This is a genomic window from endosymbiont of Riftia pachyptila (vent Ph05), assembly GCF_000224455.1.
GTDB classification, from domain to species: Bacteria; Pseudomonadota; Gammaproteobacteria; order Chromatiales; family Chromatiaceae; genus Endoriftia; species Endoriftia persephonae.
The window spans coordinates 68,483-95,370 of the sequence record NZ_AFOC01000001.1; the positions used below are offsets into that span (position 1 = coordinate 68,483).

Annotated in this window: 28 protein-coding genes and 1 pseudogene; 15 read left to right on the forward strand and 14 right to left on the reverse strand. The window is 60.6% G+C overall.

Features of this window, described 5'->3' with window-relative positions; genetic code table 11:
* Positions 1 to 12: 12 nt before the first annotated feature.
* The 8 genes from RIFP1SYM_RS00295 to RIFP1SYM_RS16690 all read left to right on the forward strand — a co-directional run bounded on the left by RIFP1SYM_RS00295 (position 13) and on the right by RIFP1SYM_RS16690 (position 9,454).
* Positions 13 to 399 carry a four helix bundle protein gene (locus RIFP1SYM_RS00295; protein WP_101841466.1) on the forward strand — a complete coding sequence of 129 codons (387 nt, stop codon included), beginning with the start codon at positions 13 to 15 and terminating at the stop codon, positions 397 to 399.
* A gap of 33 nt (positions 400 to 432) precedes the next feature.
* Entirely contained in the window at positions 433 to 1,308 is an 876-nt protein-coding gene (locus tag RIFP1SYM_RS00300; RefSeq protein ID WP_006475424.1) for an RnfABCDGE type electron transport complex subunit B, read from the forward strand.
* The gene (locus RIFP1SYM_RS00305) at positions 1,280 to 5,803 is read left to right on the forward strand and encodes a pyruvate ferredoxin oxidoreductase (protein WP_240991974.1); all 4,524 of its coding nucleotides are present in this window, start codon (positions 1,280 to 1,282) and stop codon (positions 5,801 to 5,803) included. Before RIFP1SYM_RS00300 ends, RIFP1SYM_RS00305 begins: the two co-directional genes overlap by 29 nt.
* A gap of 57 nt (positions 5,804 to 5,860) precedes the next feature.
* The gene (sucC, locus tag RIFP1SYM_RS00310) at positions 5,861 to 7,021 is read left to right on the forward strand and encodes an ADP-forming succinate--CoA ligase subunit beta (RefSeq protein WP_005958514.1); all 1,161 of its coding nucleotides are present in this window, start codon (positions 5,861 to 5,863) and stop codon (positions 7,019 to 7,021) included.
* A 90-nt stretch (positions 7,022 to 7,111) separates the two neighbouring features.
* Complete coding sequence (gene sucD / locus RIFP1SYM_RS00315; protein WP_005958515.1) at positions 7,112 to 7,981, forward strand: succinate--CoA ligase subunit alpha; 870 nt, start codon at positions 7,112 to 7,114, stop codon at positions 7,979 to 7,981.
* Between the two features lie 49 nt (positions 7,982 to 8,030).
* The gene (locus tag RIFP1SYM_RS00320; RefSeq protein ID WP_039959393.1) at positions 8,031 to 8,762 is read left to right on the forward strand and encodes a tRNA1(Val) (adenine(37)-N6)-methyltransferase; all 732 of its coding nucleotides are present in this window, start codon (positions 8,031 to 8,033) and stop codon (positions 8,760 to 8,762) included.
* 74 nt (positions 8,763 to 8,836) lie between these two features.
* On the forward strand, positions 8,837 to 9,244 hold the full coding sequence (locus RIFP1SYM_RS00325; protein WP_005958517.1) for a hypothetical protein: 408 nt from the start codon (positions 8,837 to 8,839) through the stop codon (positions 9,242 to 9,244).
* A gap of 93 nt (positions 9,245 to 9,337) precedes the next feature.
* Positions 9,338 to 9,454: a zinc ribbon domain-containing protein gene (locus RIFP1SYM_RS16690; protein ID WP_420855207.1), complete on the forward strand. Its 117-nt coding sequence runs from the start codon at positions 9,338 to 9,340 to the stop codon at positions 9,452 to 9,454.
* Positions 9,455 to 9,472: 18 nt separating this feature from the next.
* On the opposite strand, the gene RIFP1SYM_RS00330 is transcribed toward RIFP1SYM_RS16690, so the two are convergent.
* The 5 genes from RIFP1SYM_RS00330 to RIFP1SYM_RS00350 are packed head-to-tail and all read right to left on the reverse strand — an operon-like array spanning position 9,473 to position 15,060.
* Positions 9,473 to 11,410 carry a sensor histidine kinase gene (locus RIFP1SYM_RS00330; RefSeq protein ID WP_240991666.1) on the reverse strand — a complete coding sequence of 646 codons (1,938 nt, stop codon included), beginning with the start codon at positions 11,408 to 11,410 and terminating at the stop codon, positions 9,473 to 9,475.
* Complete coding sequence (locus tag RIFP1SYM_RS00335) at positions 11,397 to 12,278, reverse strand: sulfurtransferase (protein ID WP_005958519.1); 882 nt, start codon at positions 12,276 to 12,278, stop codon at positions 11,397 to 11,399. The genes RIFP1SYM_RS00330 and RIFP1SYM_RS00335 overlap by 14 nt, the downstream gene beginning before the upstream one ends.
* 9 nt (positions 12,279 to 12,287) lie before the next feature.
* Complete coding sequence (locus RIFP1SYM_RS00340) at positions 12,288 to 13,922, reverse strand: HD domain-containing phosphohydrolase (protein ID WP_005958520.1); 1,635 nt, start codon at positions 13,920 to 13,922, stop codon at positions 12,288 to 12,290.
* Between the two features lie 45 nt (positions 13,923 to 13,967).
* Positions 13,968 to 14,579: a dUTP diphosphatase gene (locus RIFP1SYM_RS00345; RefSeq protein WP_006475014.1), complete on the reverse strand. Its 612-nt coding sequence runs from the start codon at positions 14,577 to 14,579 to the stop codon at positions 13,968 to 13,970.
* A 40-nt stretch (positions 14,580 to 14,619) separates the two neighbouring features.
* Entirely contained in the window at positions 14,620 to 15,060 is a 441-nt protein-coding gene (locus RIFP1SYM_RS00350) for a C-GCAxxG-C-C family protein (RefSeq protein ID WP_006475013.1), read from the reverse strand.
* Between the two features lie 131 nt (positions 15,061 to 15,191).
* Between RIFP1SYM_RS00350 and rsxC the strand changes: the two genes are divergently transcribed.
* From rsxC to RIFP1SYM_RS00375, 6 genes are all read left to right on the forward strand, one after another.
* A complete protein-coding gene (rsxC, locus tag RIFP1SYM_RS00355; protein ID WP_039959397.1) occupies positions 15,192 to 16,544 on the forward strand; it encodes an electron transport complex subunit RsxC in 1,353 nt (450 codons plus the stop codon).
* Positions 16,541 to 17,563, forward strand: a complete 1,023-nt coding sequence (locus tag RIFP1SYM_RS00360; protein ID WP_005958524.1) for an RnfABCDGE type electron transport complex subunit D — start codon at positions 16,541 to 16,543, stop codon at positions 17,561 to 17,563. The genes rsxC and RIFP1SYM_RS00360 overlap by 4 nt, the downstream gene beginning before the upstream one ends.
* Positions 17,560 to 17,964 carry a hypothetical protein gene (locus tag RIFP1SYM_RS17235; protein ID WP_005958525.1) on the forward strand — a complete coding sequence of 135 codons (405 nt, stop codon included), beginning with the start codon at positions 17,560 to 17,562 and terminating at the stop codon, positions 17,962 to 17,964. Before RIFP1SYM_RS00360 ends, RIFP1SYM_RS17235 begins: the two co-directional genes overlap by 4 nt.
* Positions 17,867 to 18,181, forward strand: a complete 315-nt coding sequence (locus RIFP1SYM_RS00365) for an RnfABCDGE type electron transport complex subunit G (RefSeq protein ID WP_005958526.1) — start codon at positions 17,867 to 17,869, stop codon at positions 18,179 to 18,181. Before RIFP1SYM_RS17235 ends, RIFP1SYM_RS00365 begins: the two co-directional genes overlap by 98 nt.
* Positions 18,182 to 18,249: 68 nt before the next feature.
* A complete protein-coding gene (gene rsxE / locus RIFP1SYM_RS00370) occupies positions 18,250 to 18,906 on the forward strand; it encodes an electron transport complex subunit RsxE (RefSeq protein WP_005958527.1) in 657 nt (218 codons plus the stop codon).
* Positions 18,906 to 19,484, forward strand: a complete 579-nt coding sequence (locus tag RIFP1SYM_RS00375) for an electron transport complex protein RnfA (RefSeq protein WP_005958528.1) — start codon at positions 18,906 to 18,908, stop codon at positions 19,482 to 19,484. The genes rsxE and RIFP1SYM_RS00375 overlap by 1 nt, the downstream gene beginning before the upstream one ends.
* A gap of 229 nt (positions 19,485 to 19,713) precedes the next feature.
* On the opposite strand, the gene RIFP1SYM_RS00385 is transcribed toward RIFP1SYM_RS00375, so the two are convergent.
* The 4 genes from RIFP1SYM_RS00385 to RIFP1SYM_RS00395 form a co-directional block, all read right to left on the reverse strand.
* Positions 19,714 to 20,379 carry a thermonuclease family protein gene (locus RIFP1SYM_RS00385; protein ID WP_006475009.1) on the reverse strand — a complete coding sequence of 222 codons (666 nt, stop codon included), beginning with the start codon at positions 20,377 to 20,379 and terminating at the stop codon, positions 19,714 to 19,716.
* Positions 20,380 to 20,554: 175 nt separating this feature from the next.
* Positions 20,555 to 20,758, reverse strand: a complete 204-nt coding sequence (gene rpmE / locus RIFP1SYM_RS16695) for a 50S ribosomal protein L31 (RefSeq protein WP_006475008.1) — start codon at positions 20,756 to 20,758, stop codon at positions 20,555 to 20,557.
* A gap of 92 nt (positions 20,759 to 20,850) precedes the next feature.
* Complete coding sequence (locus tag RIFP1SYM_RS00390; protein WP_006475007.1) at positions 20,851 to 21,213, reverse strand: DUF3135 domain-containing protein; 363 nt, start codon at positions 21,211 to 21,213, stop codon at positions 20,851 to 20,853.
* Between the two features lie 133 nt (positions 21,214 to 21,346).
* A complete protein-coding gene (locus tag RIFP1SYM_RS00395; protein WP_039959400.1) occupies positions 21,347 to 21,616 on the reverse strand; it encodes a WYL domain-containing protein in 270 nt (89 codons plus the stop codon).
* A 117-nt stretch (positions 21,617 to 21,733) separates the two neighbouring features.
* On the opposite strand from RIFP1SYM_RS00395, the gene RIFP1SYM_RS00400 reads away from it, so the two are divergent.
* Positions 21,734 to 22,198, forward strand: coding sequence for a hypothetical protein (locus RIFP1SYM_RS00400; RefSeq protein WP_005958532.1), 465 nt, complete (start codon positions 21,734 to 21,736; stop codon positions 22,196 to 22,198).
* Between the two features lie 105 nt (positions 22,199 to 22,303).
* Here RIFP1SYM_RS00400 and RIFP1SYM_RS00405 read toward each other — a convergent pair whose 3' ends face one another.
* The 5 genes and pseudogenes from RIFP1SYM_RS00405 to uvrD form a co-directional block, all read right to left on the reverse strand.
* Positions 22,304 to 23,065, reverse strand: a complete 762-nt coding sequence (locus RIFP1SYM_RS00405; protein ID WP_005958533.1) for a helix-turn-helix domain-containing protein — start codon at positions 23,063 to 23,065, stop codon at positions 22,304 to 22,306.
* Positions 23,066 to 23,245: 180 nt separating this feature from the next.
* Positions 23,246 to 24,397, reverse strand: a complete 1,152-nt coding sequence (gene hemW / locus RIFP1SYM_RS00410; protein ID WP_005958534.1) for a radical SAM family heme chaperone HemW — start codon at positions 24,395 to 24,397, stop codon at positions 23,246 to 23,248.
* A gap of 61 nt (positions 24,398 to 24,458) precedes the next feature.
* Positions 24,459 to 25,544 (reverse strand): TRAP transporter substrate-binding protein, encoded by a 1,086-nt coding sequence (locus RIFP1SYM_RS00415; RefSeq protein ID WP_005958535.1) that lies wholly within the window; start codon positions 25,542 to 25,544, stop codon positions 24,459 to 24,461.
* Between the two features lie 138 nt (positions 25,545 to 25,682).
* The gene (locus RIFP1SYM_RS00420) at positions 25,683 to 26,621 is read right to left on the reverse strand and encodes an HDOD domain-containing protein (RefSeq protein ID WP_005958536.1); all 939 of its coding nucleotides are present in this window, start codon (positions 26,619 to 26,621) and stop codon (positions 25,683 to 25,685) included.
* Positions 26,622 to 26,650: 29 nt separating this feature from the next.
* Positions 26,651 to 26,888 (reverse strand): annotated as a pseudogene (uvrD, locus tag RIFP1SYM_RS17690) (DNA helicase II); the annotation flags it as partial.

Consider the following 26,888-nt stretch of genomic DNA (forward strand, 5'->3'; position numbering starts at 1 on the left):
GAGGCAGAGAAGATGCATAAGCAGGTGGCAGTCGAGTTCGAGTGTGCAGAGGTCTGGATCCGCGCCACGCAACTCAGTACTGACATCTACCTAGAGCTGATCGACTGCCAGGACTTCGACTTCTGGGACCAGATAACCCAGATCGGTCATGCTATCGCCTCCAGCATCGCTGAGGGACGTGCGCGCACTGCCTTCAACGACTGCGCCGACCATCTGGTTTCGGCCCGCAAGGCCTGCAGAGAGCTGCTCCGGCAGATCGAGACTGGCCAAAAGATCGAGCACATCGAACCATCGATAGGTGATCAATGGATCTCCGAGACACGACAAATCACGGCTATGTTGACGGCGCTGGTGACAGCACTGCTGACGGCAAGGAACAACGCATTGCAGCCAGCATGAGCCACCAGCTCCAGGTAGAAGCAGAGGTCCGGTATGTCTGAGCTGCTCAGCAGTTTCGTCTCCTCTGCCGGCATCATGACCGGCATCGGGCTATTCTTCGGCATCATCCTCGCGGTCGCCTATAGATTCCTCAAGGTGGAGGAGGATCCGCGTATCGCCACCACCGATGAGCTGTTGCCCGGCACCAACTGCGGCGCCTGTGGCGAACCCGGCTGTCTGCCGTTTGCCGAGGCCCTGGTGGCCGGCAAGGCCCAACCCAGCGGCTGCACCGTCGCCGACGAAGCCACCATCGACGCGATTGCCGATTTTCTCGACGTCGACGCCGGCCAAGCCGACAAGCAAGTCGCCCGGCTACGCTGCGCCGGCGGCAAGGCTCAGGCCTTCCAGATCGCCGAATATGCCGGCTTCGAGGGCTGCCGCGCCGCCGCCACCGTCTCCGGCGGTGGCAAAGGCTGTTCTTGGGGCTGCCTCGGACTGGCTGACTGCAAGGTCGCCTGCGACTTCGACGCGATCCATATGAACGCCAACGGCCTGCCCCAGGTAGACGTCGAGAAGTGCACCGCCTGCGGCGACTGCGTCGAGGCCTGCCCCAAAGACCTGTTTGAACTGCTGCCGCTAACGCAGAAACTCTACGTGCAGTGCAACAACCCCCTCGAAGGCGAGGCGGTCACCGTGCTCTGCTCAGTGGGCTGCGACGCCTGCGGCAAATGTGCCGCAGACGCCGCCCCCGGCCTCATCACCATGAGCGACAATCTGCCGCTGATCGACCTGAAATCGGGCGCGCCGATGACCGACCTCGCCACCCGCCGCTGCCCCACCGCCGCCATCCAATGGCTGGAGGATGGCCAGTTCATCGAACAGCAGAGCGCCCAAGCCGAAAGTGAAAAACGATATGCCCGCCTTCACTAACACCGCCATCAAACTCTACCGCAAGCTGTTTGGCACCCCCGCCGGGCTGATGCCGCAGGACAGCGGCATCCATACCCTGCTGGATGGCGCCAGCGCCATCGCCATCACCGAGGCCTGTATCGCCGAAAACGCTGCGATCAGTAACCGCCACGGTACCGATCACGCCAATCTCGCCTGGCTCTCTGAAGAGAGCCGTCAGCTGCATAACGTATTTGGCGAACATCTCAGCAGCCACAGCGCCTCCAGCGCCCGCGGCGCGCTGGCCAGCGCCATCGGGCTCGCCAGCGCAGGACGCCGCGCCACCCTGTTTCTCGACAGCGGCGAGCTTAGCGGCGCCCTCGACCTGCTGCAGCGCGCCGTCGAACAACGTCTGCCACTGGTGATCCACGCGCGCAACCGCGACATCGACAAATCCGGCAGCAGCCACCAGGCGCTGCAGCAGCTCGCCGACAGCGGCTGCCTACTGCTGGTCGCCGGCAATGTGCAGGAGGCGGTGGACTTTGCCCTGATCGCCCGCCGAGTCGCAGAGGCCAGCCTGACCCCCGCCATCATCGCCATCGACAGCGGCGAGACCGCCAATGCGCTGCAGGATGTGCAGCTGCTCTCGCCGGCGCTGATCCAGCGCTACATCGGCGAGACCGAAAAGGACCTGCAGAGCCAGAGCGCCGCCGAGCGGCTACTGTTCGGAGAACAACGCCCGCCCGTACCAAGCTGGCACAACCTCGACCGACCGAGCCTGCAGTCAGCGCACAGAGATGGACGCGCCCAGGGATTGAGCCGTGCCGCCAACGCCACCTTTCTGCAGGGCGAACTGTCAGATAGCCTCGAACAGGCCTTCAATGCCTTTAACGCCGAGACCGGTCGTAACTATAGCGCCCTGTTCAGCCAGCAGGCCGAACAAGCCGACCAGCTAATCATCCTGCTCGGCAGCACCCTCGAGCCGGCGCTACAGGCACACCGTCAGCTCAACAAACGCGAGCGCAAGGCCACTGGCCTGCTGGCGCTAAAAAGTCTGCGCCCGCTGCCGGAGACGCACCTGCTCAAGCTGCTGCAAGGGAAAAAGCGCCTGATCGTGATGGAGCGGGCCGAGACCCCGCTGGCAGGCGATCCGCCGCTGTTGCGGGAGCTGCGGCAGATTCTTGGCAGAGGCCAGGAGCGCGGCGAGTTCAGTGGCGCTGCACCACGTCTTGAGTCGGTAATCTACGGTTGTGGCGGCTTTCCGCTGCGTAGCGCTGACCTGACCGAGCTGCTGCAGATCGCGCATCGTGAGAGCAGCAGCAAGCGCTACCTTGGCATCGACTTTACCCAGAGCAACGCCCACCAGCCGAAGCGCCAGGTACTGCTCGACAGTCTGCGCCGCGACTACCCGGAGATCGAATCCCTCGGTCTGCGCGCCAGGCAGAAGGAACCGGCCAGCAGCGACCCGGCCCTGCTGACCCTGGCTGTCGACCGCCCCGCCGACAGCAGTGCCAGCCTACTGGCAGAGGCTGCTACGCTGATCCACAGCATCGCCGGTGGCTATATCCGCAGCCGTCTTGGCGAGCACACCCCACGCTGGGGTGAGCGGGCTCAGGACAGCTTCTGCTTCAGTCAAAGCAGCCCCACTGATCCCGGCGACGAGGCCCCGCTCGACCTGCTGCTGGTGGAGCTGCATGGCGCCACCGAGCAGATCCCGGCGCTGCAGCGCCTGCGCAAGGGCGGCATACTGCTGCTACAGGCCGGCGATGATGAGAGCAACACCCTGACGCGACTGCCGGCAAGGCTGCAGCGGCAGATCCGCAGCCGCGACCCGCAACTGTTTCTCTACCCGGCCCCCAAATGGCTCAAGCCCGAACAGCGCGGCGAGTTGGCCCTCGGTGCCCTCTGCGCCACCCTGGCAGAGGGACTGCTGAGCGCAATTTCGACCCGTAAATTCCTCAGCAGTCATGAACAGCAGCTCAAAACCGAGACTGCCGAGCGTGCCGACTCACTGCTGCGGGCCTTCAACGCCGGACTGGAGTCGGTGAGACACACAGCACTGCCCGCACCTACCGGCCAGCAGCCGCCGGCTGAGCCGTCCCATCTGCCGGCAGCGGTGCGTCACCTGCAGGCCAGCGGTGACCGCTACGACAGTCTGCCACGTTTCTGGGACCAGGCCGGCATCCTCTACCGGCAGGGCGAGCAGGCGCAGCTGACCCCCGACCCCTATCTCGCCAGCGGTGTGATCCCGCCGCTCTCCGCCACCTTTAACGACCATAGCGGCAGCCGCACCCTGCTGCCGGTATTTGACCCAGCCGCCTGCACCGCCTGTGGCGACTGCTGGAGCAACTGCCCAGACAGCGCCATCGGCAGCACCGCCATCAGCCCCACCGCGCTGATCAACGCCGGCATTGGCATCAGCGGCGCAGATGCGCTGCGGCCGATGGCCTCCAAACTCGGCGCCCGCATCAGTGCCCGCGGCCGCAAGGGCGAGTTCAGCGGCGATAGTGCGCAGCAGCTGATCCACGAGGCCTTCGACTGGCTACAGCAGAAGGCGCCGCTGGCGGAGGAGCGCCGCGAGGCGGCAGAAAGCGCCCTTGCACGAGTCGAAGCGGCTCTCGGCTGCCTGCCCCTGGCAATCACCGAGACGCTGTTTCACCAGGGCGAAAAGCTGAAAAAGGATGGCGGCGAGCTGCTCACCCTTACTATCAATCCCGAGGCCTGCAAGGCCTGCGGCCTCTGCATCGCAGTGTGCGAGCCCCAGGCGCTCACCCCGCAGCCCCAGGACCAGCAACGGCTCGCCAGCGCACAACAGCAGTGGCAGGCCTGGGAGCAGCTCCCCGACACCCCCTCTGAAACCATCGAGCGTGTTGCCGGTGAGGCCGAACCCGGCCCGATGGGCGCGCAGCAACTCTCCCGCTATGCACTGTTGGCGCTGGCCAGCGGCGATACCGCCGAGGCGGGCTCGGGAGAGAAGATCGCGCTGCGGCAGATCCTCGGTACCACCGAGTTTCGTATGCAGCCGCTGCTGCATCGCTTTGCCGGTGAACTGGAACAGCTGCAGAGCCGGATCAGCGGACTGATCCGCGAGACCCTGGTAGATGCGCTACCTAGCGCGGATCTCGACGCCCTCTCCAAGCGACTCGAGCAGCTGCAGAGCCGCAGTGTCGAGATCTCAGAGCTGATCGACCACACCAACGACCAGCTCGAGAGCAGCGGCGTGGATGCAGTGCGCCTGGCCCGGCTGACCCGGCTGGCGCAAAAACTCAGCCAACACCACTGGCAGCTGGTGCAGGGCCCACAGGGGCTGGGCCGCGCCCGTTACGGCATCGCCCTTGCCCCCGGCAGCATCAGCGAATGGGCGGCTACTTTTCCGCTCAACCCGTTCCAGGTGCCGGTCAGCCTCGGCCTGCCGGGCGCCACCAGCGAACTCGCCATGGGGCTGCTGCAGGGGCAGCTGGCGACGGCCCTGCAGACCCTGCGCCTAGTGCATCAGGCCAAACAGGAGCTGGGCGAGGCGGGACGCAACCCAATCGCGCCACAGCAGCTCACATGGGACAACCTGAGCGCGGAGGAGCGCGCGCTCTGTCCGCCGCTGCTTTTGATCGGCAGCGAGGAGGCGCTTGGCGGCGAGGAGTTCTCGCAGATCGCCAGCCAGCTCAACTCCGGCCTGCCGATCAAGGTGATCCTGCTGGCGGAGCTCGACGGCGGGCTCGATCAGATCGAGCAGCAGGGCAAGCCACTTGCGGCCAGTCACGACGCCCGCACCAATCTCGGCCTGATGGCACTCGCCCAGCGCAGCGCCTTCGTCGCCCAGTGCAGCATCGCCGATCCCTCGCATCTGCATCGCAGTCTGCGCAGCGCGCTCGACTTCAGCGGCCCGGCACTGATGCGTCTGCACGCTCCAAGCCCGCTGCGCCACGGCTTTGCCAGCGATCGCACCCTGGAGCAGGCGCGACTGGCGGTGCGCAGCCGCAGTTTCCCCTTGTTCAGCTACGATCCTCGTGGCGAAGGCGTATTCGGCAGCCGCCTCGATCTGCAGGGCAATCCGGCCCGCAGTGCGCTGCTACACAACAGCGATGATGGCCAGCCGCTCACCCCGGCCCACTGGGCTCTCACCGAGCAACGCTTTGCCAGCCGCTTCCGAGCGCTGGCGGATAACGATCCTGCCCCCACCACGTTGCTCGACTGGCTCGAACTCGAGCCAGCGGCGCGACAGAAGAAGACACCGATCCTCTCGGTCACTCAGGGCAAAGGGGATGCTATGGTGTTGCGGGTCGATCCTGAACTGGCGCAGATGGCCGCTGACCGGCTGCATATCTGGCGCACCCTACAGGAGTTAGCTGGCATCGTCACCCCGTTCACCGCGCGGGTCGAGGCAGAGGCCGAAGAACGGGTCGCAACACAACATCAGGCCGAGCTCGCTGCCCTGAAGGCGGACTATGAACAACAGCTCAACGCCACCCGCGACAGCGCACAGACGCAGATCGCGCAACAGTTGCAGGATCGCCTGATGCACCTGGCCGGCTATAGATAGCGAGGTGCGGACGAGCGGCTTGTCCGCGCCACTGACCTTTACGAGAAAGGAAAGCAGATGAATCTACACGAATACCAAGCAAAAAAGCTGTTTGCCGACTACGGCATCCCGGTCCCGGAGGGTAAGACGGTCTCCAGCCCGAGCGATGCCCGTGCGGCGGCCCAGGAGCTAGGTGGTGAGATCTGGGTGGTCAAAGCCCAGGCCCACACCGGCGGTCGCGGCAAGGCCGGCGGGGTGACGCTGGCAAAGAGTCTCGATGAGGTCGAGGCGGCGGCTGAGGCGATCCTTGGCATGACTCTGGTGACCAAGCAGACCGGTCCTGAAGGGCTGCCGGTCAACCTGGTGCTGGTGGAGCAGGGCAGCGACATCGCCCGCGAGCTCTACCTGGGGGCACTGCTGGATCGTGCCTGCTCCCGCGTCACCTTCATGGCCTCGGCTGCCGGTGGCATGAACATCGAGGAGGTGGCCGCCGAGACCCCGGAGAAAATCCTCACCACAGTGGTCGATCCGGCCGCCGGCCTGCAACCCTACCAGTGCCGCAAGCTCGCCTTCGGTCTGGGGCTGGAGGGTGATCAGATCAAGCAGTTCGGCCGCATCATGATGGGGCTCTACCGACTCTATATGGCGAAGGACGTAAGCCTGATCGAGATCAACCCACTGATCGTCACCGGCGACGGCCAGCTGATGGCCCTCGACGCCAAGATCAACATCGACAGCAACGCGCTCTACCGCCACCAGGATCTCGTCGCGCTGCGCGACCCGAGCCAGGAGGATGAGAAAGAGGCCGCCGCCGCCCAGCATGACCTCAACTACATCACCCTCGACGGCAGCATCGGCTGCATGGTCAACGGCGCCGGCCTGGCGATGGCGACCATGGACATGGTCAAGCTGCACGGCGGCGACCCGGCCAACTTCCTCGACGTGGGCGGTGGCGCCACCGCTGAGCGGGTCACCGAGGCGTTCAAGCTGATCCTCTCCGACGCCAAGGTGAAGACCGTGCTGGTCAACATCTTCGGCGGCATCGTGCGCTGTGACCTGATCGCCGAAGGGGTGATCACCGCAGCCAAGAATGTTGGTATTGCGGTGCCGGTGGTGGTCCGCTTGGAGGGTACCAACGCCGAACAGGGGTTGAAGATGCTGGAGGAGAGCGGACTCGACTTCATCACCGCCGCCGACTTCACCGAAGCCGCCAAGAAGGCTGTCGCTGCAGCTGCATGATTTGATATTCGTAGGAGCGCTGCTTGTGACGCGCACCGGTCCGGATATTCGCATCGCGAGCGGCGCTCCTACGGAGAATAGGACAAAAAAATGAGCATACTCGTCAACAAAGACACCAAGGTCATTTGCCAGGGTTTTACCGGCAAGCAGGGCACCTTCCACTCCGATCAGGCGATCGCCTACGGCACCAACCTGGTGGGCGGTGTGACTCCCGGCAAGGGCGGCCAGAGCCACCTGGAGCTGCCGGTCTTCAACACCGTGCATGATGCGGTGAACGAGACCGGCGCCGATGCCACCATGATCTATGTGCCACCACCGTTTGCCGCCGATGCAATTCTCGAAGCGGCGGACGCCGGCATCAAGGTAATCGCCTGCATCACCGAGGGCATCCCGGTGCTCGATATGCTGCGGGTCAAAGAGGCGCTGAAGTCCACCGGCGCGCGCCTAATCGGCCCCAACTGCCCCGGCATCATCACTCCCGGTGAGTGCAAGATCGGGATCATGCCCGGGGTGATCCACAAGCCCGGCAAGGTCGGCGTGATGTCGCGCTCCGGCACCCTGACCTATGAGGCAGTGGGGCAGACTACGAAGGCGGGCCTGGGGCAGAGCACCTGTGTCGGCCTGGGCGGCGATCCGATCAATGGCACCAGCTTCATCGACTGTCTGGAACTGTTCGAAAAAGACGAGCAGACCGAGGGCATCATCATGGTCGGTGAGATCGGCGGCTCCGCCGAGGAGGAGGCCGCGGAGTACATCAAGGCGCACGTCTCCAAGCCGGTGGTGGCCTATATCGCCGGCGTCACCGCACCGCCTGGCAAACGCATGGGCCATGCCGGGGCGATCATCTCCGGCGGCAAGGGCACCGCAAACGCCAAATTCGAGGCTCTAGAGGCCGCCGGCGCCCATGTGGTGCGCTCACCAGCGGAGATGGGCAAACGCATGGCAGAGCTGCTCGGCTAACCAGCCCCTCCCCCCCGGACGACCCGCTGCGGTCGTCCGGTTACCCATCATGTCGACCTTCCAATTCCAGCAGTTTTCTGTCGCTCAGGCGCACTCCGCCATGAAGGTCTGCACCGATGCCACCCTGTTTGGCGCGATGGCGCCGGTCCAAAAAGATGACCGGGTGCTCGACATCGGCGCCGGCACCGGGCTTTTGTCACTGATGCTGGCGCAGCTGGGTGCTGGATCGGTAACCGGGGTTGAGCTGACGAAGGAGGCATTCGACGAATGCCGAGATAACTTCCGCAACAGCCCTTGGGCCGGACGGCTGCAGGCAGTGCATCAGGATATCCGAGAGTTTGCCGCAGGCAATCCGACGCGTTACGACCTGATCATCAGCAACCCGCCATTTTTTACCGATCACACCCGCACCGCTGATCCACTCCGCGCTACGGCTCGTCATACTGACCAGCTTCCCTATCAACAACTGCTCGCGATTGCCGCAGAGTTGATCGACGCGCAAGGGCGTCTCTACCTGCTACTGCCAAGCCATGCGGTTGCCGCGATCATCAAACAGGCAGCCTGCCACCAGCTCTATCTGGTCGGCCGCACCGATCTACGCGGCCATGCATACAAGCAGGCCAAGGTCTCGGCACTCCTGTTCAGCCACACAGCAAGCCCCTATGTGGCCCGTCTGCTGACCATCTATCGTGCCGAGCGCGACTACTCAGCAGCCAGCAGTGCCTATCTGTCGCCATTTCTGCTGCGCTTCGCCCAGGCCAATTTCAAAATAGAAGACTGATCTCTGCTGTACTCCCCACCAGCAACTTTTTATAGTTCCTCTCCTAGATTTAGATTCCACTTTGAGGCCCAGCCGTGCACAACACCATCGACGCCCGCATTGTCTTCGGTTTTCGGGGAGAGACCCACTCTCCGACCGCCACCATCGATCTCGATCAGCTGATGGAGTCCGGCGATGAATCACCTGATCTGCATCGGCTACTCGCCAGGCTCAACCAGATCGATACCTACTCCTACCTCTATGAGGTGATGGAGGCAACTCCAATCGAGTTCAGCACACCACGTGGACTGGCCATCGAATGCCTGAGCGATGGCCACTTTGATCTGCAAAAGTTCATCCAACTCTGGCAGCAACAACCAGAGTTGGATGAACTGCACAAGATCGCCAAGGAGCATCTGGCGATCGATGATCTGGCACAGCACCCGAATATCCATGCAGCGCTGCGTGCCGCCTTCGATGCCGGCAAGCAGGCCAACGACTGATCACCCGAGGCATTCACCATCTCCCTACTCGACGCTCAGACCATCTTCTGCCCCTATTGCGGGGAATTCATCACCATCCTGATCGACCCCAGCATCCTTCAGCAAAATTATGTCGAAGACTGCTCCGTTTGCTGCCGGCCGATCACGCTGGAAATCACACTGATGGGGGAGGGGATAGCAGTCACTGCACGACGTGAGGATGAGTGCTGAGGGCTTGCATGATCCGTTTCAGGCGGCCGGGGCCTCGAGCGGAATCTCCAGGTGGAAGCGTACCCCCTTGCCCAGACTGCTCTGGCACTCGATGCTCCCCCCCAGCGGGCCGATCACCAGATTGTGGACAATGTGCATCCCCAGGCCGGTGTTGCCTCGGCCGCGGGCGGTGGTGAAGAAGGGCTCGTAGAGCCGAGTCAAATCGGCCTCGCTGATGCCCCGCCCATCATCGCGGTAGTCGATCAGCAGCCGCTCCCCAGATTGCTCGGCGCTGATCTGCAGATGCCCATGTTCACCCTCAGTGAAAGCGTGTTCAAGTGAGTTGGTAATCAGATTGGTGATCACCTGGGAGAGGGCGCCGGGATAGCTGTCGAGGGTGATCTCCGCGGCACAGTCGAGCGTGGCAGCGTGGCCGCTCTTTTTCAGCCGCGGCCGCAGGCTCAACAGCACCTCCTGCAGATAGCTGCAGAGTTCGAATTCACGGCGCGCCTCTTGGCTCTGATCACTCGCCACCTGACGAAAACTACGCACCTGCTGGGCCGCTCGCTGCAGATTGCTCACCAGGATACGGCAGCTCTCCTCGGTCATCTCAAGAAACGACTCCAACTCACGGCGCGTCATCTGTTGCTCGGCGTAGCGTTGCTGCAGCCCGCGGAGCGCCTCCTGCAGATGGCTGGCGGCGGTCACGCCGATCCCCACCGGGGTGTTGATCTCATGGGCCACCCCTGCCACCAGGCTACCCAGCGCGGCCATCTTCTCAGCGTGAATCAGCTGGTCGCGGGACGTCTCCAACTCACGGGTGCGCTCGCTGACCCGCGCCTCCAGGTTCTCCCGCGCCTGCAGCAGAGCCTGCTCCGCCTCTTTCTCGGCGCTCATATCGAAATGCACCGAGAGATATTGATAGGGTTTTCCCCTGTCATTCAGGAAAGGGACGATGGTGGTGTCAACCCAGTAGTAGCCACCCAGTTTGTTGCGGTTCTTTAGCACCCCGTGCCAGACCCGACCGGCGGCGATGGTGCGCCACATCTCACGGAACAGCTCCGGAGGATGTTCATCCGACTTGACGATATTGTGCTTGGCGCCGATCAGCTCATCGGAGGAGTAGTGAGAGACGTCGCAGAAACGCTGATTCACATAGATGATCCGGCCGGTGACATCAGTGGCGGAAACGATCGCCGACTGGTCGAGCGCAAACTTCTGCTCCTGCAACGCCCTCTGCGAGGCCTGGATCTCATCGAGCAACCGGTTGAAACCCGCGTAGAGTTGGCCAAACTCATTCCGCTCGTCGGTGCTGGCGCGCAGATCGAGATTGCCCACCTGGCTCATCTCGTCCATCAACGCGGCCAGATGCAGCAATGGCCGGGAGAAGATGCCCTGCATCAGAAACGCCAACCCCGCCGCAATCAACAGCAGCACCGGGGTCAGCATGGCAAACCCCTGCAGCTGGCGTTCCACCCACTGATCCAGCGATTCGGTAGAGAGGCAGAGGTAGAGCGTACCCAGCGCCAGTCCCTGAAATTGCACTCGGGTGAAGAGCCGGATATCACCCTGCTCAAAGGCAATCTGCTCCCCCTGTGGCGAGGCGGGCGGCGCCAGCTCCAGACTGTCGGGGCGTTGATACTGGAATACCGCCTTACCCTGCCGGTCAAACAGCACCGCCTGACGCACCTCGGTGAAGGCCTGCAGTGCGGTGACTGTATCCACCGCCGCATCGGTGGAGTCGAGCATCAGGATCTTGGCGAAGCTCTGGCTCATCGACTGGGCCAGTACCAGAGCACTCTCCTGGGCGGCACGACGCAGTGCGGCGATATCCCAGTAGATGACAAACAGGCCACCAATATGCAGCGTGAGAAGCACCGCCAGTAGAATTACCAGGGTCAGCTTCTGACGGATCGGTAGGCGTGACAACCGATGTCGCCCCCTCCCGGCAGGTAGCGACTGGCTAGTGCGCGCCATCCCCATCCCGTTCGATCGGCAGGGCCGGGTCATTACTCCATTCGAACCAGGAACCACCATAGGCGGCGGCCGCATAACCCAGCTGGCGCAGCACAAAATAGGTCAGCGCCGACTGTTTGCCCCTGTTGCAGTAGGTGATGATCCGCTTGTTCTGGCCAATGCCGGCGTAGAGCGCCCGCAGCTCGCTGAGAGGTTTGAGTTTCGGCTGACCATCCACCCGCTCATAGTTGGCATCCCAGGGGATGTTGATCGCTGTGGGAATGTGGCCAAAGCGCTTTGCCCCACTCACCTCGCCGGCGAACTCTTCCGGCGTGCGCGCATCGATCAGCACGACCTCTGGGTTGTCGATCGCCAGCCGGGTCGAGAGTTTACTGGCAATCCGTTGTGGATCGGCGGTAGGGATGAAACGACGCGCCTGCGGCTGACTTGCCTCGAAGCTGATCGCCTTCCCGTTCGCAAGCCAGGACTCATAGCCTCCATTCTTCAGGGCCACCCGAGCATGTCCATGCACCTCCAGAATCCAGATCAGGCGAGCAGCATCGATGAAGGTGCCGCTATCGTAGACCACCAGCTGCTGACTGACATCAATGCCGGCAGTGCTGAAGACGCGCTGGATGGTGCTAGTGGGCGCCATCAGGTCGGAACGAGGATCAAGGCCGAAGATCGAGTTGACGGGCAGGTTGACCGCCCCCGGGAGATGTCCCTGCTGGTAGGCCTGGGGCTCTCGCACATCCAGAATCAGCAGCTCAGCCTGCCCCGATCGACCGCTCAGCCACTCATCATCCACCAGTCGTACTGACCGATCGGCGGCCCGGGCCGGCAACAACAGCCAGGGCACCATGAAAAGCAGCAGGCCGAGTCGTCGCATTAGGGTGACCTACTCCGTATGGCTGAACGGGGTATAGGCCGGGTTTACATCATCCCGGTAGCGTTCGCGAATCACGAGAAACTCGTCGAGATTCTGTAGCAGGATATCAGTGATCCGCGGATCGAAGTGCCGACTGCGCTGCTCGCTGAAATAGTCAATGATCTGCTCTAGCGGCCACGCCTGCTTGTAGCAACGATCACTGCCGAGAGCATCAAACACATCGGCCACTGCGGTGAGGCGACCATAGAGGTGGATCGTTTCGCCGCTGGCGCCAGCCGGATAGCCGCTACCGTCCCACTTCTCCTGGTGGTCACGGGCGATAATCGCGGCCGACTTGAGGATCGGCCGTGAAGAGCCTTTCAGCATCTCATAACCGATGCGGGCGTGGCTCTTCATGATCTCGAACTCTTCAGGTGTCAGGCGGCCGGGTTTGTTGAGGATCTGATCGGGGATCGCGATCTTGCCGATGTCGTGCAGTGGCGCTGCCAGCTTCACTTGCTCGACCTCTGTCGGTTCGAGCCCCCAATGGTGCGCCAGCAGGCCGACATACTCAGCCACCCGGCGCACATGGTTACCGGTCTCGCGGGAGCGAAACTCGGCCACCGTACCGAGCATGAAGACGATCTCCCGCTGGGTGTCCTCGATCTCGTGGTAGAGGTTGACGTTCTCATAGGCCACTGAGGCGCTGGAGCAGAATAGCTTCACCAGATTCAGGGCGCTGCTGCCGATCCCATCACATCCGGTCACAAAGACCACCCCGTTGCCCTGCTTGCAGCCATCGAAACGGAACACGTAGCTGCCATCCTGATGCAGCGGATGGTCTGATTGCAGGCTGCGCCGCAACAGTGTGAGATCCTCCGGCTCCAGCACCTGGTCGACACACTGGCCCTGCTTGGCCTCGAAACTCCCCACCCCGACCAAGATCCGCAGCAGGCTCTCATCCGCTGCACAGGGGGGGCCGGCAATAAAGCCGGAGACCACACCGATGAAGGCATCCTGATCGAGTCCCAACACCGATACTACCTGCATCAGCAGACCGCTGAGGAAGTGGTCCAGGTCGCGAATCTGGATGATTGAGGCGGTGGAGGCCACCACCCGCGCCAAGCCACGCCGGTTCTGCTCCAGGCTGATGATATCGTGGTAGGAACGCAGCGCCGCATAGAGACTGGTGGTCAGCTTCTGTGCGGTGAGTTCGGTCTTCTCCTTGTAGTCGTTGATGTCATACTGCTCGACCACCCGCGCCTCGGGGGCCTGGCCCGGCTGGCCGGTGCGTAGGATGATGCGCACAAAACGGTTGCCCAGCTGCTCGCGGATGTGGCTAACCAAGGCCAGCCCAGCGTCATCTGCCTCCATCACCACATCGAGCAGGATCACCGCCGTGTCGGAGTGTTCATCCAGCAGTGCGCGGGCATCGGCAGCAGAGTAGGCGTGCAGAAATTCGAGGCGGCGTTGATGGAAGCGGAAATCGCGCAGCGCCAGCAGGGTGACATCGTGCACTCCGCGCTCATCGTCGACGATCAACACCTTCCAGGGTGGATTGTGCTGGCCGCTCTCCACCAGCTCCTGCTGCACCTCATCCTGCGCAAAGATCAGTTCATCCCTTTCCTCAGGAGTCGCAACATCATCCCCGGAACTCTCGGTCATTTAGTGAAATTTCTTGGTTGTGATCTATCTGGTGACTATAGCAGTCTAGCCAGGGTAGACATCAGCCAACCGCTGATAGAGATCCTTAGAGAAACTAGGGCTCTCGGCATCAATCGTGGCGAGCAACTCCGCCAGATGCTCATTGTCCTCACGGCCCTGCCAGACCTTGATATAGCTGCCCTCTTTGTAGCCGTGGTCCTGGCGGAAGAAGTTGAGTACGTTCTTGCCCACGTAGGTCTTGAACAGCTTGTCGAAGTCGAGCTCAGCGAGCTGCATCATCGCAGCGAACAGGCGGATATCGGCAGAGCGGCTAGCAATCGAGCGCTGCGCCATCTGCTCGATCGACTCACGGAAGTCGTCGCACTCGGTCGGCTCGGCCAGCGCAACCTGGGTCTGCGCTGCGATCTGCTCGGGACTGTCGCCACGCATCAGCAGGTCGCTCAGAGCAAAGTGCCAGATATCGACCAGCTCCAGATGGACCTGCTCCATATCCGGTTTCTGATGTTTCCACCACTTCCAGCCGTAGTGGTCGAGCATCTCGGCGCACTCGGTCCAGATCGCCCGGTACCAGGGCAGGTTGGCGGCGCGCCACTGCGGGTTGACCCGTGCGTTCATCGCCGCCTGCAGGTCGAGCATAGTAAGGATCTTTTGCTGCATAATTTTGTTTCTTCTGTCTGGGTGATAGGAGGCCTCGAGCCTACTGCAACAGATCGTCGAGGATCTCCACCGTAGTCTCGACAAAGGCAGGGCACTCCGTCTTGAAGAGGTCCAGAGCCTTGGCTTCCAGATACTGCTGCGGGATGCTCAGGTCATGCTGTAGCAGATCGCGGCAGAGGATCGAACCGTGGCGCTCACTGAAACGTCGTTGTAGCTCAGCCACCGCGTCGTAGGTTGCCTTCTTGGCGAGCTTGTCGATGCGATCCGGCGAACCATTCTCCAGCCCCAACACCAGCGCTGCGCCGGTCAGCGCACCGCAGGTGCCACCCATGCGCCCCAGGCCGCCGCCCAACCCAGCGGCGATACGCATCGCCACTGTCTGCTCCAGACCGTAGCGATCGGCGTAGCTGCTCAGCACCGCCTGGGAGCAGGAGCAGCCATCACAGAATCGTTTAACCGACTCTTCAGCCGCATTACTCATCGCGCTTCTCCTCTCTGTTAGAATCAGGATTCTATCTTTTTTTGTGCCCTTTCTCGCCCTTTGCCGGGCGGTCGTGGCCAACCAATTTTGCTAAACTAGGGCGCTCATTTGGCTTGCACCGCAGTATCGCTATGTCTCTGTTAGGCACTCTATTCAATCTGAAAGGCACCTTCCGCCACGGCGTACACCCAGATCCGCACAAGCAGCAGACGGTGGATCTGCGCATCCAGCGGGTGCCGTTTAGCGAACGCTATGTGATGCCGCTGGGGCAACACATCGGGGTGCCGGCCAAGCCGGTGGTGGAGAAGGGGCAGAGCCTCACTCGCGGCGAGCTGATCGCCGAACCCGGCGCCTTCATGTCGACCGCACTACACAGCCCGGTGACGGGCCGGGTCGCTGCGATCGAGGCCTGCCGGTATACCGACGGCAGCTTCAAGCCGGCGATTGTGATTGAGGCCGATCCTTATGCCACCCAGCAGTTTCAGCCACAGCCACCGGTTGACTGGGAGGCGCTCTCCATCGATGAGTTTATCCAACAGGTGCAGCGCGCCGGCATTGTCGGCATGGGCGGCGCGGCCTTCCCGGCCCATGTTAAATTCTCGATCCCCGAGGGCCAGCGCATCGACAACATCTTGATCAACGGTGCCGAGTGCGAACCCTATCTGACCAACGACCACCGCCTGATGGTGGAACGCCCGGCGGCAGTGATCCGCGGCGCTGAGATCGTGCGCCGCAAGCTCGGCGCCCGTCGCGCCACCATCGGTGTGGAGGACAATAAGCCCGATGCCATCGCGACCCTGCAGACGGAGCTGGGAGACGAGCCGGTCGATATTGTTGGCCTGCCGATGAAGTATCCGCAGGGCGCGGAGAAGATGCTGATCAAGGCGATCTACGATATCGAGGTGCCGGCTGGCCAGCTGCCGCGGGACTGCGGCATCGTGGTCAACAACGTGGGCACGGTGGTCGCCATCGCAGACTGGTTCGACAGCGGCATGCCGCTGATCGAGCGGGTGGTGACCGTCTCCGGCCCCGGCATCAACTATCCGGCCAATCTGATCGTGCCACTTGGCACACCGCTGCGCGATCTACTCAAGTTCTGCGGCGGCCTGAGCGACGACACCCGTGAGGTGATCTCCGGCGGGCCGATGATGGGCGCGCCGATCGCCAGCCTTGATGTACCGGTACTGAAGGGTACCTCGGGGGTGCTCGCCTTCACCGAATCAGAGACCAGCCGCCCGCGCGAATACCCCTGCATCCACTGCGGCCGCTGCTTGGATGCCTGCCCCTACTTTCTCAATCCATCGCGTTTCGCCCGCCTCGCCAAGGCGCGGCTCTACGACGAGATGAAGGAGATCAATGTGCTCGATTGTGTGGAGTGTGGCGCCTGCACCTTTGCCTGCCCCTCATCGATCCCTATCGTGCAGCACATCCGCACTGCCAAGGATAATCTGCGCCACCAGCACCGCAGGAGTCATAGCGAATGAAGCAGCAACGCGACCCAAAACTGCTGGTGCAACCAGCGCCGCTGCTAGCCCAGGGGATGACCACCCCGAGCGCGATGCGCGATGTCTGGTATGCGCTGCTGCCCGCCACCCTGGCTGGGCTCTGGTTCTTTGGCCTCAGCGCCTTGCTGGTGCTGCTCGCCTGCATCGCCGGTGCGGTGATGGTCGAGTGGGTGTTCACCCCGGCAGAATCGCGCAAGGTAGCACTGGGCGATGGCAGTGCCGCGCTCACCGGGCTGCTGCTGGGACTGACCCTGCCGCCAGCGCTGCCGCTCTGGCAGGCGTTCCTCGGCGGGATGGTGGCGATCGGTCTAGGCAAGGTGATCTGGGGCGGACTGGGCAACAACCTGTTCAATCCAGCACTGGTGGGACGCGCCTTCCTGCTCGGCACCTTCCCCATCGCCATGACCACCTGGTACCCGGCTCAGGGCCCTGAGCACTTCTTCGACCTCTACTCCAGCACCTTCGCTGCGCCGCTGATGCAGGGGACCTGGGACAGCCTCACCACCGCCAGCCCACTCGGCATGATGAAATTTGAGCACCAATCCAGCGAGTTCTGGTCACTGTTCATCGGCAACACCGCCGGCTCGCTGGGCGAGACTAGTGGCCTGCTGCTGATGCTCGGCGGGCTCTGGCTCTGGTGGCGACGCGATCTCGACTGGCGTATTCCGGTCAGCATCTTTGTCACCGCCGGACTCTTCTCTTTGATCCTTTTTATGGTCGATAGCGCACGCTTCCCCAGCCCGCTGTTTACGCTGTTTTCCGGCGGCATGATGCTGGGGGCGATCTACATGGCCACCGACCCGGTGACCTCGCCACTGTCACCGAAAGGCTTGCTTATCTTCGGTACCGGCATCGGCTTTCTGGTGGTGTTAATCCGGGTCTTCGGCGGCATGCCGGAGGGGATGATGTACGCGATCCTGCTGATGAACTCGGCGACGCCGCTGATCGACCGTTACACTCAACCACGGGTCTTTGGCCGGGGAGTGGAACGTTCATGAGTATGCAGCAGCAGACACCACAGGTGGCCGAACCCAGCCCACAGAAACTAGCGCTTTCGGTCGCCTTTGCCGGGCTGATCTCGGGGCTGGTGATCATCAGCATCTTTGAGGCAACCCTACCGACCATCACCGCCAACAAGGCGGCGGAGCTGAAGGCGGCGGTGTTCAAGGTGCTGCCCGGCGTGGCCAGCATGAAGAAGCTGCAATACAGCGATGGCGGGCTGAGCGAACGCACCCAGGAGGGCGCCACGAGGATACGGTTACGGCGGCTACAATCAGCAGGGCGATCTGGTCGGTTATGCGGTGGCCGGCGAGGGGCCGGGCTTTCAGGACACCATCAAGCTACTCTACGGCTATCTGCCGGAGCAGCGCAAGATCGTTGGCATGGAGATCCTGGATAGCCGTGAGACCCCAGGCCTGGGCGACAAGATTTTTAAGGACAAGGACTTCGTTGCCAACTTCGATGGCTTGGCGGTGGACCCGCAGATCAAGGCGGTGAAGAAGGGCAGCAAATCGGCGCCCTACGAGATCGATGCAATCACTGGTGCAACCATCTCCTCCAAGGCGGTGGTGCGTATCATCAACGGGGCCCACGCCAAGTGGGATAAACGTTTGTAGGTCTGCCTTTAGGCGGATATGTCCGGCTCAAGCCGGATCTACAGCTGTTACCTTTAGGTTAAAGAGTTATGGCCATTTCAGGAAAAGATGCCTCCGCCTACGATGAGATGATCAAGGGCATCTGGCGCGACAACCCGGTATTCGTGCAGGTGCTGGGAATGTGCCCGATGCTGGCGGTGACCAACTCGGCAATCAACGCCATGACGATGGGGCTGGCGACACTGTTTGTGCTGGTCGGCTCCAGCGCACTGGTTTCGCTGTTTCGCAACCTGATCCCGAAACAGGTGCGGATCTCCCTCTATATCATCATCATCGCCACCTTTGTCACGGTGATCGACTACACTCTGCTGGCGCTGGTGCCGGCGATCCACAAAGAGCTGGGGGCCTTTATCCCGCTGATCGTTGCCAACTGCATGATCCTTGGTCGCCAGGAGGCGTTCGCTGGCAAGCACAGCGTGCGATTTGCGGTAATGGATGCGATCGGCATGGCCGGTGGCTTCCTGTTCGCGATGCTGGTGCTGGGCAGCATCCGTGAGATCCTCGGCAGCGGCTCGTTGTTTGGCATCGACCTGCTCGGTGTCAACTTCGATCCTTGGGTGATCATGATCCTGCCGCCCGGCGGCTTCCTGACTCTGGGCTTGATCCTGCTCTTCTTCAACTGGGTCACCGCGCGGCGCCGGCAGTTCCTGGAACAGGTGGTGGCGACTGAGCGGGGGAACGTCTGATGCAAGATCTGATCTGGATATTCATCGGCGCGATGTTGGTCAACAACTTCGTGCTCGCCTACTTCCTTGGCCTTTGTCCCTTTCTAGGCGTCTCCGGCAGGCTCGAGACCTCCTTCCGGCTGGGTCTCGCAACCACCTTCGTGCTGCTGATCACCGCCATCTGCTCTTGGTTTCTTAACACCTATGTACTGATCTACGCTCCCTATCTGCGACTGATCAGTTTCATCGTGGTAATCGCCTCCACAGTGCAGTTCATCGAGATGGCGATCAAGAAGCTCAGCCCAGCCCTGTTCAAGGCACTAGGTATCTTCCTGCCGCTGATCACCACCAACTGCGCCATCCTCGGTCTGGCGATCTTCGCCACCAACCGCGGCTATGGTTTTCTCGAAGGGGTAACCTTTGCACTTGGTGCCGGTGCCGGCTTCACCTTGGCGATGGTCCTGATGGCCGGGATGCGCGAAGAGACAGAGATCGTCGACGTGCCGGTGCTGATCCGCGGCACCGCCATTAATCTGATCATCGCCGGCATCCTTTCGATGGCCTTCATGGGCTTTGCCGGTCTGTTCAGCTCATCCTGAGGGGATCTCATTATGTGGACCCATCTATTAGCACTGCTTGGCCTCGCCGCACTCTGCGGCGGCTGGATCATATTCCAGGATTGGCTGAAGCGACAGGACCCCAGCTATCGGGGCTATAAGGCAGGCTGCGGCGCCTGCGGTAACGGCGCCTGCGAATCGGAACAGGGCAGCTGTTCACCCCCCGCAACACAGATCAAACTGCCACCGCGAAAATAACCTTAGGCGCGCCTCACCGGTCCAGCCACCGAATCGCTGCCGGATGGTGTAACCGCATGCGCAAACCGCCCTTGCCGGGGTAGAGCCAGCCGCGCACTTCCAACGGTCGCCCTGCCAGCAACTCCGGTTTGAAATCGACAAAATAGGGCAGCTCATCATTGTGGACCCACAGCGCTACCCCTCCCTGAAGATCAATCCAGATTCTGTCACGCTCCCTCTTGGCACGCGCCACCTGCCCTCGCAACAGATAAAAACCACGTTCCCGGGCCCTCAGGCGACTGACATCGAGGGGAAAATCTGAGCCTTTCCAGAGTCCTCTGCCCATAGCCCGGGCCTCTGCCTCCGCTTGGCCATAGCAGTCGAGGTTTTGGAGATTTGGCGGGATGGCGATCTGCAGACCGACTCCGGCAGCGAGCAGGCGCTCGGTAAGGTTTTCGCCGTCGGCATTATAGAGGTGAGCCAGGTGGCGATGGTAACGGTCCTGCTGCTCTTCACCTGACCTCAGGTAGATACGCTGAGCGGAGGCCTCGAGCAAGCTTTGCAGCAGCCGTCGCGCTGCTCTGGCACCCGTTTCGTCGCTCCTGCCCTGGTGACCAATCTCGGGTGTGTTGATGCCGATCAGACGGATACGCCGGCCATCTTTAAGCTCAAGGGTATCGCCATCGAAGACCTTCGCCACTTTAACCGGCGGAGTGGGCAACTTGAATGACAGGCAGCTAGCCGCTACAAAAGAGGGAAGGAGAAAAAACAGCAGGCACAGAAAAAGCCCCGCCAGAGGGGCCCTCTGCAGACCATCATCAAAAAACCGGAGTCTCCTGTGCGATTTTTCGACCGCGGAGCGCCCCAGCTGAGATCTAACGGCCGTATTTTCTGCGAAACTTGTCTACCCGGCCAGCGGTATCGAGAATCTTCTGCTTGCCGGTAAAGAAAGGATGGCAGGCGGAGCAAACTTCCACATGGAGCTCTTCCTTACCCAGAGTGGAATGCGTGGTGAATTCACTTCCGCAACTACAAACGACCTTGACTTCCTCGTATCGAGGATGGATATCCGCTTTCATGTCAGACCCATTCAGAAAACTATGATTTACCGCCAGTCTGGCGGAGAAGGCGCGCAATAGTAAAAGAAATGGCTGGACTTGGCAAGGCCCTGTTAGCCATCACCCAACGATGGGGGGAAATTGAGAATCTTGGCGCTCGGCTCGGGAGCCGGGCTCTCACCTTCATTCCAGCACCGTTGTAGTTGCTCGAGACGATCCAGCAGGCCATTGCTACCGGCCAGGCGCACCCACATCATACGCGATATGCGTACACAGGCGCTCAGCGGCGATCCATTTCGACGCTCCTGGTCGATGCGCCACTGCAGGCTGCGCAACTGTTTCTGGCGCTCCTGCGGGGCCTGACTGATCAGGTTTTCGATAGCCTCCTGACGCAGCTGTTCGAAGCCCTCCGGGTCAGCCGAGGCAGCCGAGCACATGGCATCAAAGTCCATCTTGTCGAGTCGTGTCTTCTTCATTCGGAATAAACCGATTACTTTTCTGCACATTACCATCGAATCTTGCCGGCTGTCGCAGAATGATTTTCCTATGGGCATAACTCTGAGGAACTACGCACTTCGGGAATTAATAGCGTAAGCGCTGCATCCCCTCTCAATCCCGGGAACCCAGTAACGGCTCGCCGGTTTCTGCCCAGACAGGTGATTTTATTTGATCAAGCCGGAGAAGACATATTTCTCCAGCCGACGTCTTACCCTTTAGATACTCAGCCCCCTGCTTTGCAAATAGATCGATAGGTTTCACCTTTATCGATCTTTCAGTGCCACCTTCATCTAACCAAACCAACTCTATATATCTCATTTTCAATGCGGCAAATTCGAACTGCTCATGCAACATACAGGGGATAGGTTTATAGGCTTTCATACAGTGGCCCCCTTTCAGTTAAGCAATTATATGCTATTAAATTAATTGTCTTACTTCCCCAATTATTAATTACGTCGTAGAATCACTTTTCTATTTAACTTTGGAGTTGGCAAACAGATGGCAACAAAAACAGAAAAAGAGATTGAAGCATTATCCACGCGACTTGAAAAACTAAAAGCACAGCAGGCAAAAGAGGAGCAACAGAAACAGGCGCTGGAAACGACCCAGCAGTCTATTCTCGACGTTCTGCAACAAGCCGGCCTGAGCTTGGATGACTTTATTATTCACAACATCAAGGTCGCACGCAGGGTAGTAGCCCGCCTCGATAAGGCGCAGAAAAAAGGCGAGGAGTCGAAGCAGGCCGTCACGGTGAAAAAGAAAACGGTGAAGAAACGCCGCCGTGTTCGCGCCAAAGCCAAACCAAGCATCAAGATCCCTGCGGGCCGTTATGGCAATCTGCCCGACAACCCGGATCAGATTATCGTAGTGAAAGAGAAAGGCCCCCGCCCCAAGGTACTCAAGGCATATGCGGAGGAGATCGGGCTGGATAACTTCCTTGAAAAATGCCGCATGGAGGAATAAGGCAGTAGTCTACCGACCATTGGCGCTATAATCCGGCTCGCCCAGCGCCAGCCCGGCCTACTTGCAGAGCAAGAGATCACCCTCAACGGCTCTGCAACGGCCGGGTCACTCTCCAGCTTCTGCCAGCGCCGCAACGCCTCCCTCGTCAAGAATCTTCAGGCTTTTACGTCTGATCTCGATCAACCCCTTGCGCTCCAGGCTCTTGAGAAAGCGGGTAATGGTTTCAGGCGCCAGGCCGAGAAAGTTGCCAATATCGACCCGTGACATTGGCAGGTTGAACTCTGAACCGGAAAAGCCCCGCCCCACAAGCCGCCGGGAGAGATTGAGCAGAAAGGCCGCTACACGCCCCTCGGCAGACTGACGAATCAGCTCCGCCGTCAGGGAGTATTGGAATGCCACCTCTCCACTCAGCATCGAGATAATCGCCTGCTGCACCCGCTCCTTATCATCAAGCAGTGCATTCAGCCGGTCGAGGCGCAACTCACAGATATGACTCACCTCCAAAGCGCGCACGGTAAACGGATAACGCGCCTGGGCAATACCTTCCACCCCCATCAACTCTCCCGGCAAGTGAAAGCCAATAATTTGATCTGCCGAGTGGCTGGACGGCAACAGCGTTTTAAATGCGCCCGACTTGACAGAAAAGATGGAGAAAAACGGCATTCCAACCCGGAATAGTGTCTCCCCTTTGGCAACTGCGCGATTCGCCAACAGGATCTCATCAACTGCGGCCGAGTCATTTGTACCGTAATCAACCAGTGCACAGAGTGGATCCAGTCCGCAACTGCTGCACTCAACAGCAGCATCACCGCCCCAGCATTGGGACATCTCACAAAAGAGTGTGGGTTGTTTTGTCTGTGAGTTCATTGCTCGCTTAGTTTGCCAATTAGAAGAGAAACCATTTAATTATCGGGTATTTATAGCCTGATAATCAGCCGGCGACAGTCTAGCATCCGTCCATCTGAAAAGTGCCTGTGCTATCACAGTGGACAACCAGTGAACGGCCTTTTCACTGACATATATCAGTAGTTTACAAAATAAACCAGCCTACTGCGGAGTAAATATCGCGAGCAGATCGTTGAGAAAGGCATGCCCTCGGAGACTGGGGCGAATCTGTTCACCGGACCGCAACAACAACTCCCGGGCTTGGGCAGTTGCCAGCGCCTCGTCCAGCTGCCGTCGGGATAATCCGCTTCGCGCCTCAAATTGCGACAGTGAAAAACCCTCATTCAGGCGCAGCGCGTTCATCATGAACTCCAGCAGCCGGTCATCTCTCTCCAGCCAACGCTCCCCCTGAACTGCGCCAGCCCCGTATGCAGCAGCAAGATAGGCCTGCGGACGACGCTGCTTCCAGTTGCGTAGAATCCTCCCGTCCGCCAGCGTGAGCTTGCCGTGCGCACCAGCACCGATACCGATATAGTCACCAAAGCACCAGTAGTTGAGATTGTGCCGACAGCGCTCGCCAGGGCGCGCATAGGCCGAGATCTCATACTGGAGATAACCCGCCTCAGCCAGACAAGTCTGCCCCTGGGAGTGGATCTCCCAGATCAGCTCATCATCAGGCAGCGCTGGTGGAAACTGATGGAAGTGGGTGTTGGGCTCCAGGGTCAGCTGATAGTAGGAGATATGGCCAGGATCGAGCTGCAACGCGATGCTCAGATCCTCTGCTGCTGAGGCCGACGTCTGCCCCGGCAGACCGAACATCAGATCCAGATTGATGCGGCTGAAACCCGCTTGCCGGGCCCGCTCCACCGCCAGCATCGCCTGATCTGGATCATGGATGCGCCCCAGCGCCTGCAGTCTGGCAGTATCGAAGCTCTGCACCCCGACCGAGAGGCGATTCACCCCCGCATCTCGATAGCCGCTGAAGTTGTCCGCTTCCAGGGTGCCTGGATTCGCCTCCAGGGTGATCTCCAGCTCCGGCTCAGTTTCAACCCGCGCCATCACTCCTGCCAACAGTGCAGCTATCGACCCCGGTGAGAAGAGGCTGGGGGTACCACCACCGATGAAGATTGAATGGAGCGGCCGCCCACCCGTTTGCTTCAGATCCTGCTCCAGATCGGCCAGTAGCGCATCGATATAGGGCGGCTCATCCAGCGCCTCCCTCACCTGATGGGAGTTGAAGTCGCAATAGGGGCACTTGCGAACACACCAGGGGATGTGGATGTAAAGAGAGAGCGGTGGCAGTGAGTCGATCATGCTGATGGATAGGAACGAGCCGCCCCGGCCAGATCAGGCCAGGGCGGCCAAAGCAAAATTATCAAACCTTGTCGCGGGCCATCAGATAGGACAGGTTGGAGATCCCGCCCCACTCCCGAGAGCCCTTGAGAAAGGCACTGTAAGAGTCGAAAACCTTCTTCGAGAAGGCATCCTTGGCGGCCAGCTCAGTCACCACCTCTTCAGAGTATCTGCGCAGAGTCGCCAGCACATCGTCAGGATAGCTACGAATATCGACCTTATGCTTCTCCACCAGCGTGCGCAGCGCCGCCGGGTTGCGCGCGGTGTATTCCGCCAGCATCTCCTGATTCACCACCTTACAGGCATTCAGCACGATCGACTGGAGATCCTTCGGCAGCGTCTGCAGAGCCTCTTTATTGATGATCGCCTCGAGGGTGGTGCCGGGCTCATGGAAGCCGGGGTAATAGTAGTATTTGGCCGCCTTGAAGAGGCCGAAGGCGAGGTCGTTGTAGGGGTTGACCCACTCGGTGGCGTCGATAGCACCGGATTTGAGCGAGGTGAAGAGCTCGCCGCCGGGCAGATTCACCGGGGTGCCGCCAGCGCGCCGCAGCACCTCGCCGCCGAGGCCGGGGATGCGCATCTTCAGCCCCTTCAGATCATCGACGCTGTTGATCTGTTTGTTGAACCAGCCGCCCATCTGCACCCCGGTGTTACCGGCGGGGGCAGGCACCAGACCGAAACCATCGTAGAGTTCACGCCACAGCTTGAGGCCATCGCCGTAGTACATCCAGCCGTTCATCTCCTGCGCGGTCATACCGAAGGGCACGGTGGAGAAAAACTGCGCCGCCTCGCTCTTGCCCTTCCAGTAGTAGGCCGCACCGTGCCCCATCTCAGCGGTGCCGCGGGAGACCGCATCGAACACCTCGAAGGCAGGCACCAGCTCTTTAGCGCCGTAGACCTTGACCCGCAACCGCCCACCGCTCATCTCGGTGATCAGCTTGGCCAGCAGATTGGCGCCAGTCCCCAGGCCGGGGAAATTCTTCGGCCAGGTAGTGACCATCTTCCATTTGATAGTCGACTTGGCCTGTGCCTGTGACACAGCACCCAGTGCACCACCGGTCACCAGCGCACCTGCTCCCAGCCCCTTGATAAACTCGCGACGCTTCATCAGTTATCCTCCAGTCAGATGCCCAACGATGGCAAGGTGCCCATTCTAGCGCCTTCGATTTATCACTGCATGACTAAAGCAGATGTCTGCCCGCAGCACAGGGATTGGCCTCAGTCATTGGCAAGGAGGATGCGCGGATCAGAGTGTGACCAGACCCATGTCGATCAGATCGTCACGCAGGTCGGCCAGATCGATCTGGCTCATACCCAGATACTCCAGTACCGGCTGTCCGTAGCTCTCAAACTCGTGATCGACACCGCTGCTGCCAATCACACGGTAGGTGGCACAGAGGTGGGTCGCCAGTTTGAGGATGGCAAGCAGGTTTTTTTTGTTGGCCTGGCTGATCTCATCACTCTGCAGGCTGAGATCGGCTTTATGGTGCTCGGCGATTGCCTCACAGAGATAGAGCGGCAGCTTCCATGAGCGTGCCACGTAATATCCCACCACCGCATGGTTGGAATTTATCATTTGATTTTCAAAATCGGTCACCCGCTGATCGGTCATCTGATAGGCCTGGCCAATCGTATTGAGATAATCATCATGCTTCTGCGCCAGCAACGGGATACCACAGTTGTGGAACAGGCCTAGGGTATAGGCCTCTTCGGCCGATCCCAGATCAAGGCGCCGGGAGATCGCAGCACTCGTCACCGCCACATCGCTGGCATTGTCCCAAAATGCGTTCAGGGTCTTTGCCGATTGGTCAGCGATAGTCTGCTGCAGGGAGACCGCATTGATAATGTTGACCAGGCTGTTGAGTCCCAACAGACCGATAGCATGATCGATCGAGCTGACCGTGCGCGACATGCCAAACACTGGGGAGTTAACCGCCTTCATCACAAGGCCGGAGAGCCCGACATCTCGTGAGATCAACTCAGCGATATCCGCCAGAGAAAAGTCGGGCATCGCCATCTGCATATGCAGATCCACCAGGATCTGCGGCTGGGGTGGGATACGAATCCCTCTCAGCACCACCTCAACTTCAGCCTCTTCCAGACTCTTTTCCAGCGGTTGTTCCATCATCTCAATCCCCGACTCATTGCTGCCACCTGAGACAAGTTTCAGCCTACTACTCAGCATCTAATCGGCAGATCTTCCGAATTTTTCAGCTACAGAGGGGAGAGATTGGCGTAGGCCACCACCAGCCACTTGCTCCCTTCTGTCTCAAAGTTGACCTGCACCCGCGCCGAACGCCCCTGGCCCTCGGCGTTGAGCACCACCCCTTCGCCAAACTTGGGGTGTACCACCCGCTGACCCAGATTGAAGCCGCTCGCCTCCTGGGCAAAACCCGCACTTGGCTGACTGTAGAGCGGCTGGGTAATCTGCGGCCCAGAGCGCACCTCACGC

Coding starts and splice junctions, on each gene's coding strand:
- RIFP1SYM_RS00375 (WP_005958528.1), top strand. CDS start 18,906: ATGCAAGATCTGATCTGGATATTCATCGGCGCGATGTTGGTCAACAAC.
- RIFP1SYM_RS00330 (WP_240991666.1), bottom strand. CDS start 11,410: ATGGCGCGCACTAGCCAGTCGCTACCTGCCGGGAGGGGGCGACATCGG.
- RIFP1SYM_RS00345 (WP_006475014.1), bottom strand. CDS start 14,579: ATGCAGCAAAAGATCCTTACTATGCTCGACCTGCAGGCGGCGATGAAC.
- RIFP1SYM_RS00300 (WP_006475424.1), top strand. CDS start 433: ATGTCTGAGCTGCTCAGCAGTTTCGTCTCCTCTGCCGGCATCATGACC.
- sucD (WP_005958515.1), top strand. CDS start 7,112: ATGAGCATACTCGTCAACAAAGACACCAAGGTCATTTGCCAGGGTTTT.
- RIFP1SYM_RS00335 (WP_005958519.1), bottom strand. CDS start 12,278: ATGCGACGACTCGGCCTGCTGCTTTTCATGGTGCCCTGGCTGTTGTTG.
- rsxE (WP_005958527.1), top strand. CDS start 18,250: ATGGCCATTTCAGGAAAAGATGCCTCCGCCTACGATGAGATGATCAAG.
- RIFP1SYM_RS00295 (WP_101841466.1), top strand. CDS start 13: ATGCATAAGCAGGTGGCAGTCGAGTTCGAGTGTGCAGAGGTCTGGATC.
- rpmE (WP_006475008.1), bottom strand. CDS start 20,758: ATGAAAGCGGATATCCATCCTCGATACGAGGAAGTCAAGGTCGTTTGT.
- RIFP1SYM_RS00420 (WP_005958536.1), bottom strand. CDS start 26,621: ATGCTGAGTAGTAGGCTGAAACTTGTCTCAGGTGGCAGCAATGAGTCG.
- RIFP1SYM_RS00350 (WP_006475013.1), bottom strand. CDS start 15,060: ATGAGTAATGCGGCTGAAGAGTCGGTTAAACGATTCTGTGATGGCTGC.
- sucC (WP_005958514.1), top strand. CDS start 5,861: ATGAATCTACACGAATACCAAGCAAAAAAGCTGTTTGCCGACTACGGC.
- RIFP1SYM_RS17235 (WP_005958525.1), top strand. CDS start 17,560: ATGAGTATGCAGCAGCAGACACCACAGGTGGCCGAACCCAGCCCACAG.
- RIFP1SYM_RS00360 (WP_005958524.1), top strand. CDS start 16,541: ATGAAGCAGCAACGCGACCCAAAACTGCTGGTGCAACCAGCGCCGCTG.
- hemW (WP_005958534.1), bottom strand. CDS start 24,397: ATGATCGACTCACTGCCACCGCTCTCTCTTTACATCCACATCCCCTGG.
- RIFP1SYM_RS00405 (WP_005958533.1), bottom strand. CDS start 23,065: ATGAACTCACAGACAAAACAACCCACACTCTTTTGTGAGATGTCCCAA.
- RIFP1SYM_RS00390 (WP_006475007.1), bottom strand. CDS start 21,213: ATGAAGAAGACACGACTCGACAAGATGGACTTTGATGCCATGTGCTCG.
- RIFP1SYM_RS00320 (WP_039959393.1), top strand. CDS start 8,031: ATGTCGACCTTCCAATTCCAGCAGTTTTCTGTCGCTCAGGCGCACTCC.
- RIFP1SYM_RS00340 (WP_005958520.1), bottom strand. CDS start 13,922: ATGACCGAGAGTTCCGGGGATGATGTTGCGACTCCTGAGGAAAGGGAT.
- rsxC (WP_039959397.1), top strand. CDS start 15,192: ATGTCTCTGTTAGGCACTCTATTCAATCTGAAAGGCACCTTCCGCCAC.
- RIFP1SYM_RS00395 (WP_039959400.1), bottom strand. CDS start 21,616: ATGAAAGCCTATAAACCTATCCCCTGTATGTTGCATGAGCAGTTCGAA.
- RIFP1SYM_RS00415 (WP_005958535.1), bottom strand. CDS start 25,544: ATGAAGCGTCGCGAGTTTATCAAGGGGCTGGGAGCAGGTGCGCTGGTG.
- RIFP1SYM_RS00400 (WP_005958532.1), top strand. CDS start 21,734: ATGGCAACAAAAACAGAAAAAGAGATTGAAGCATTATCCACGCGACTT.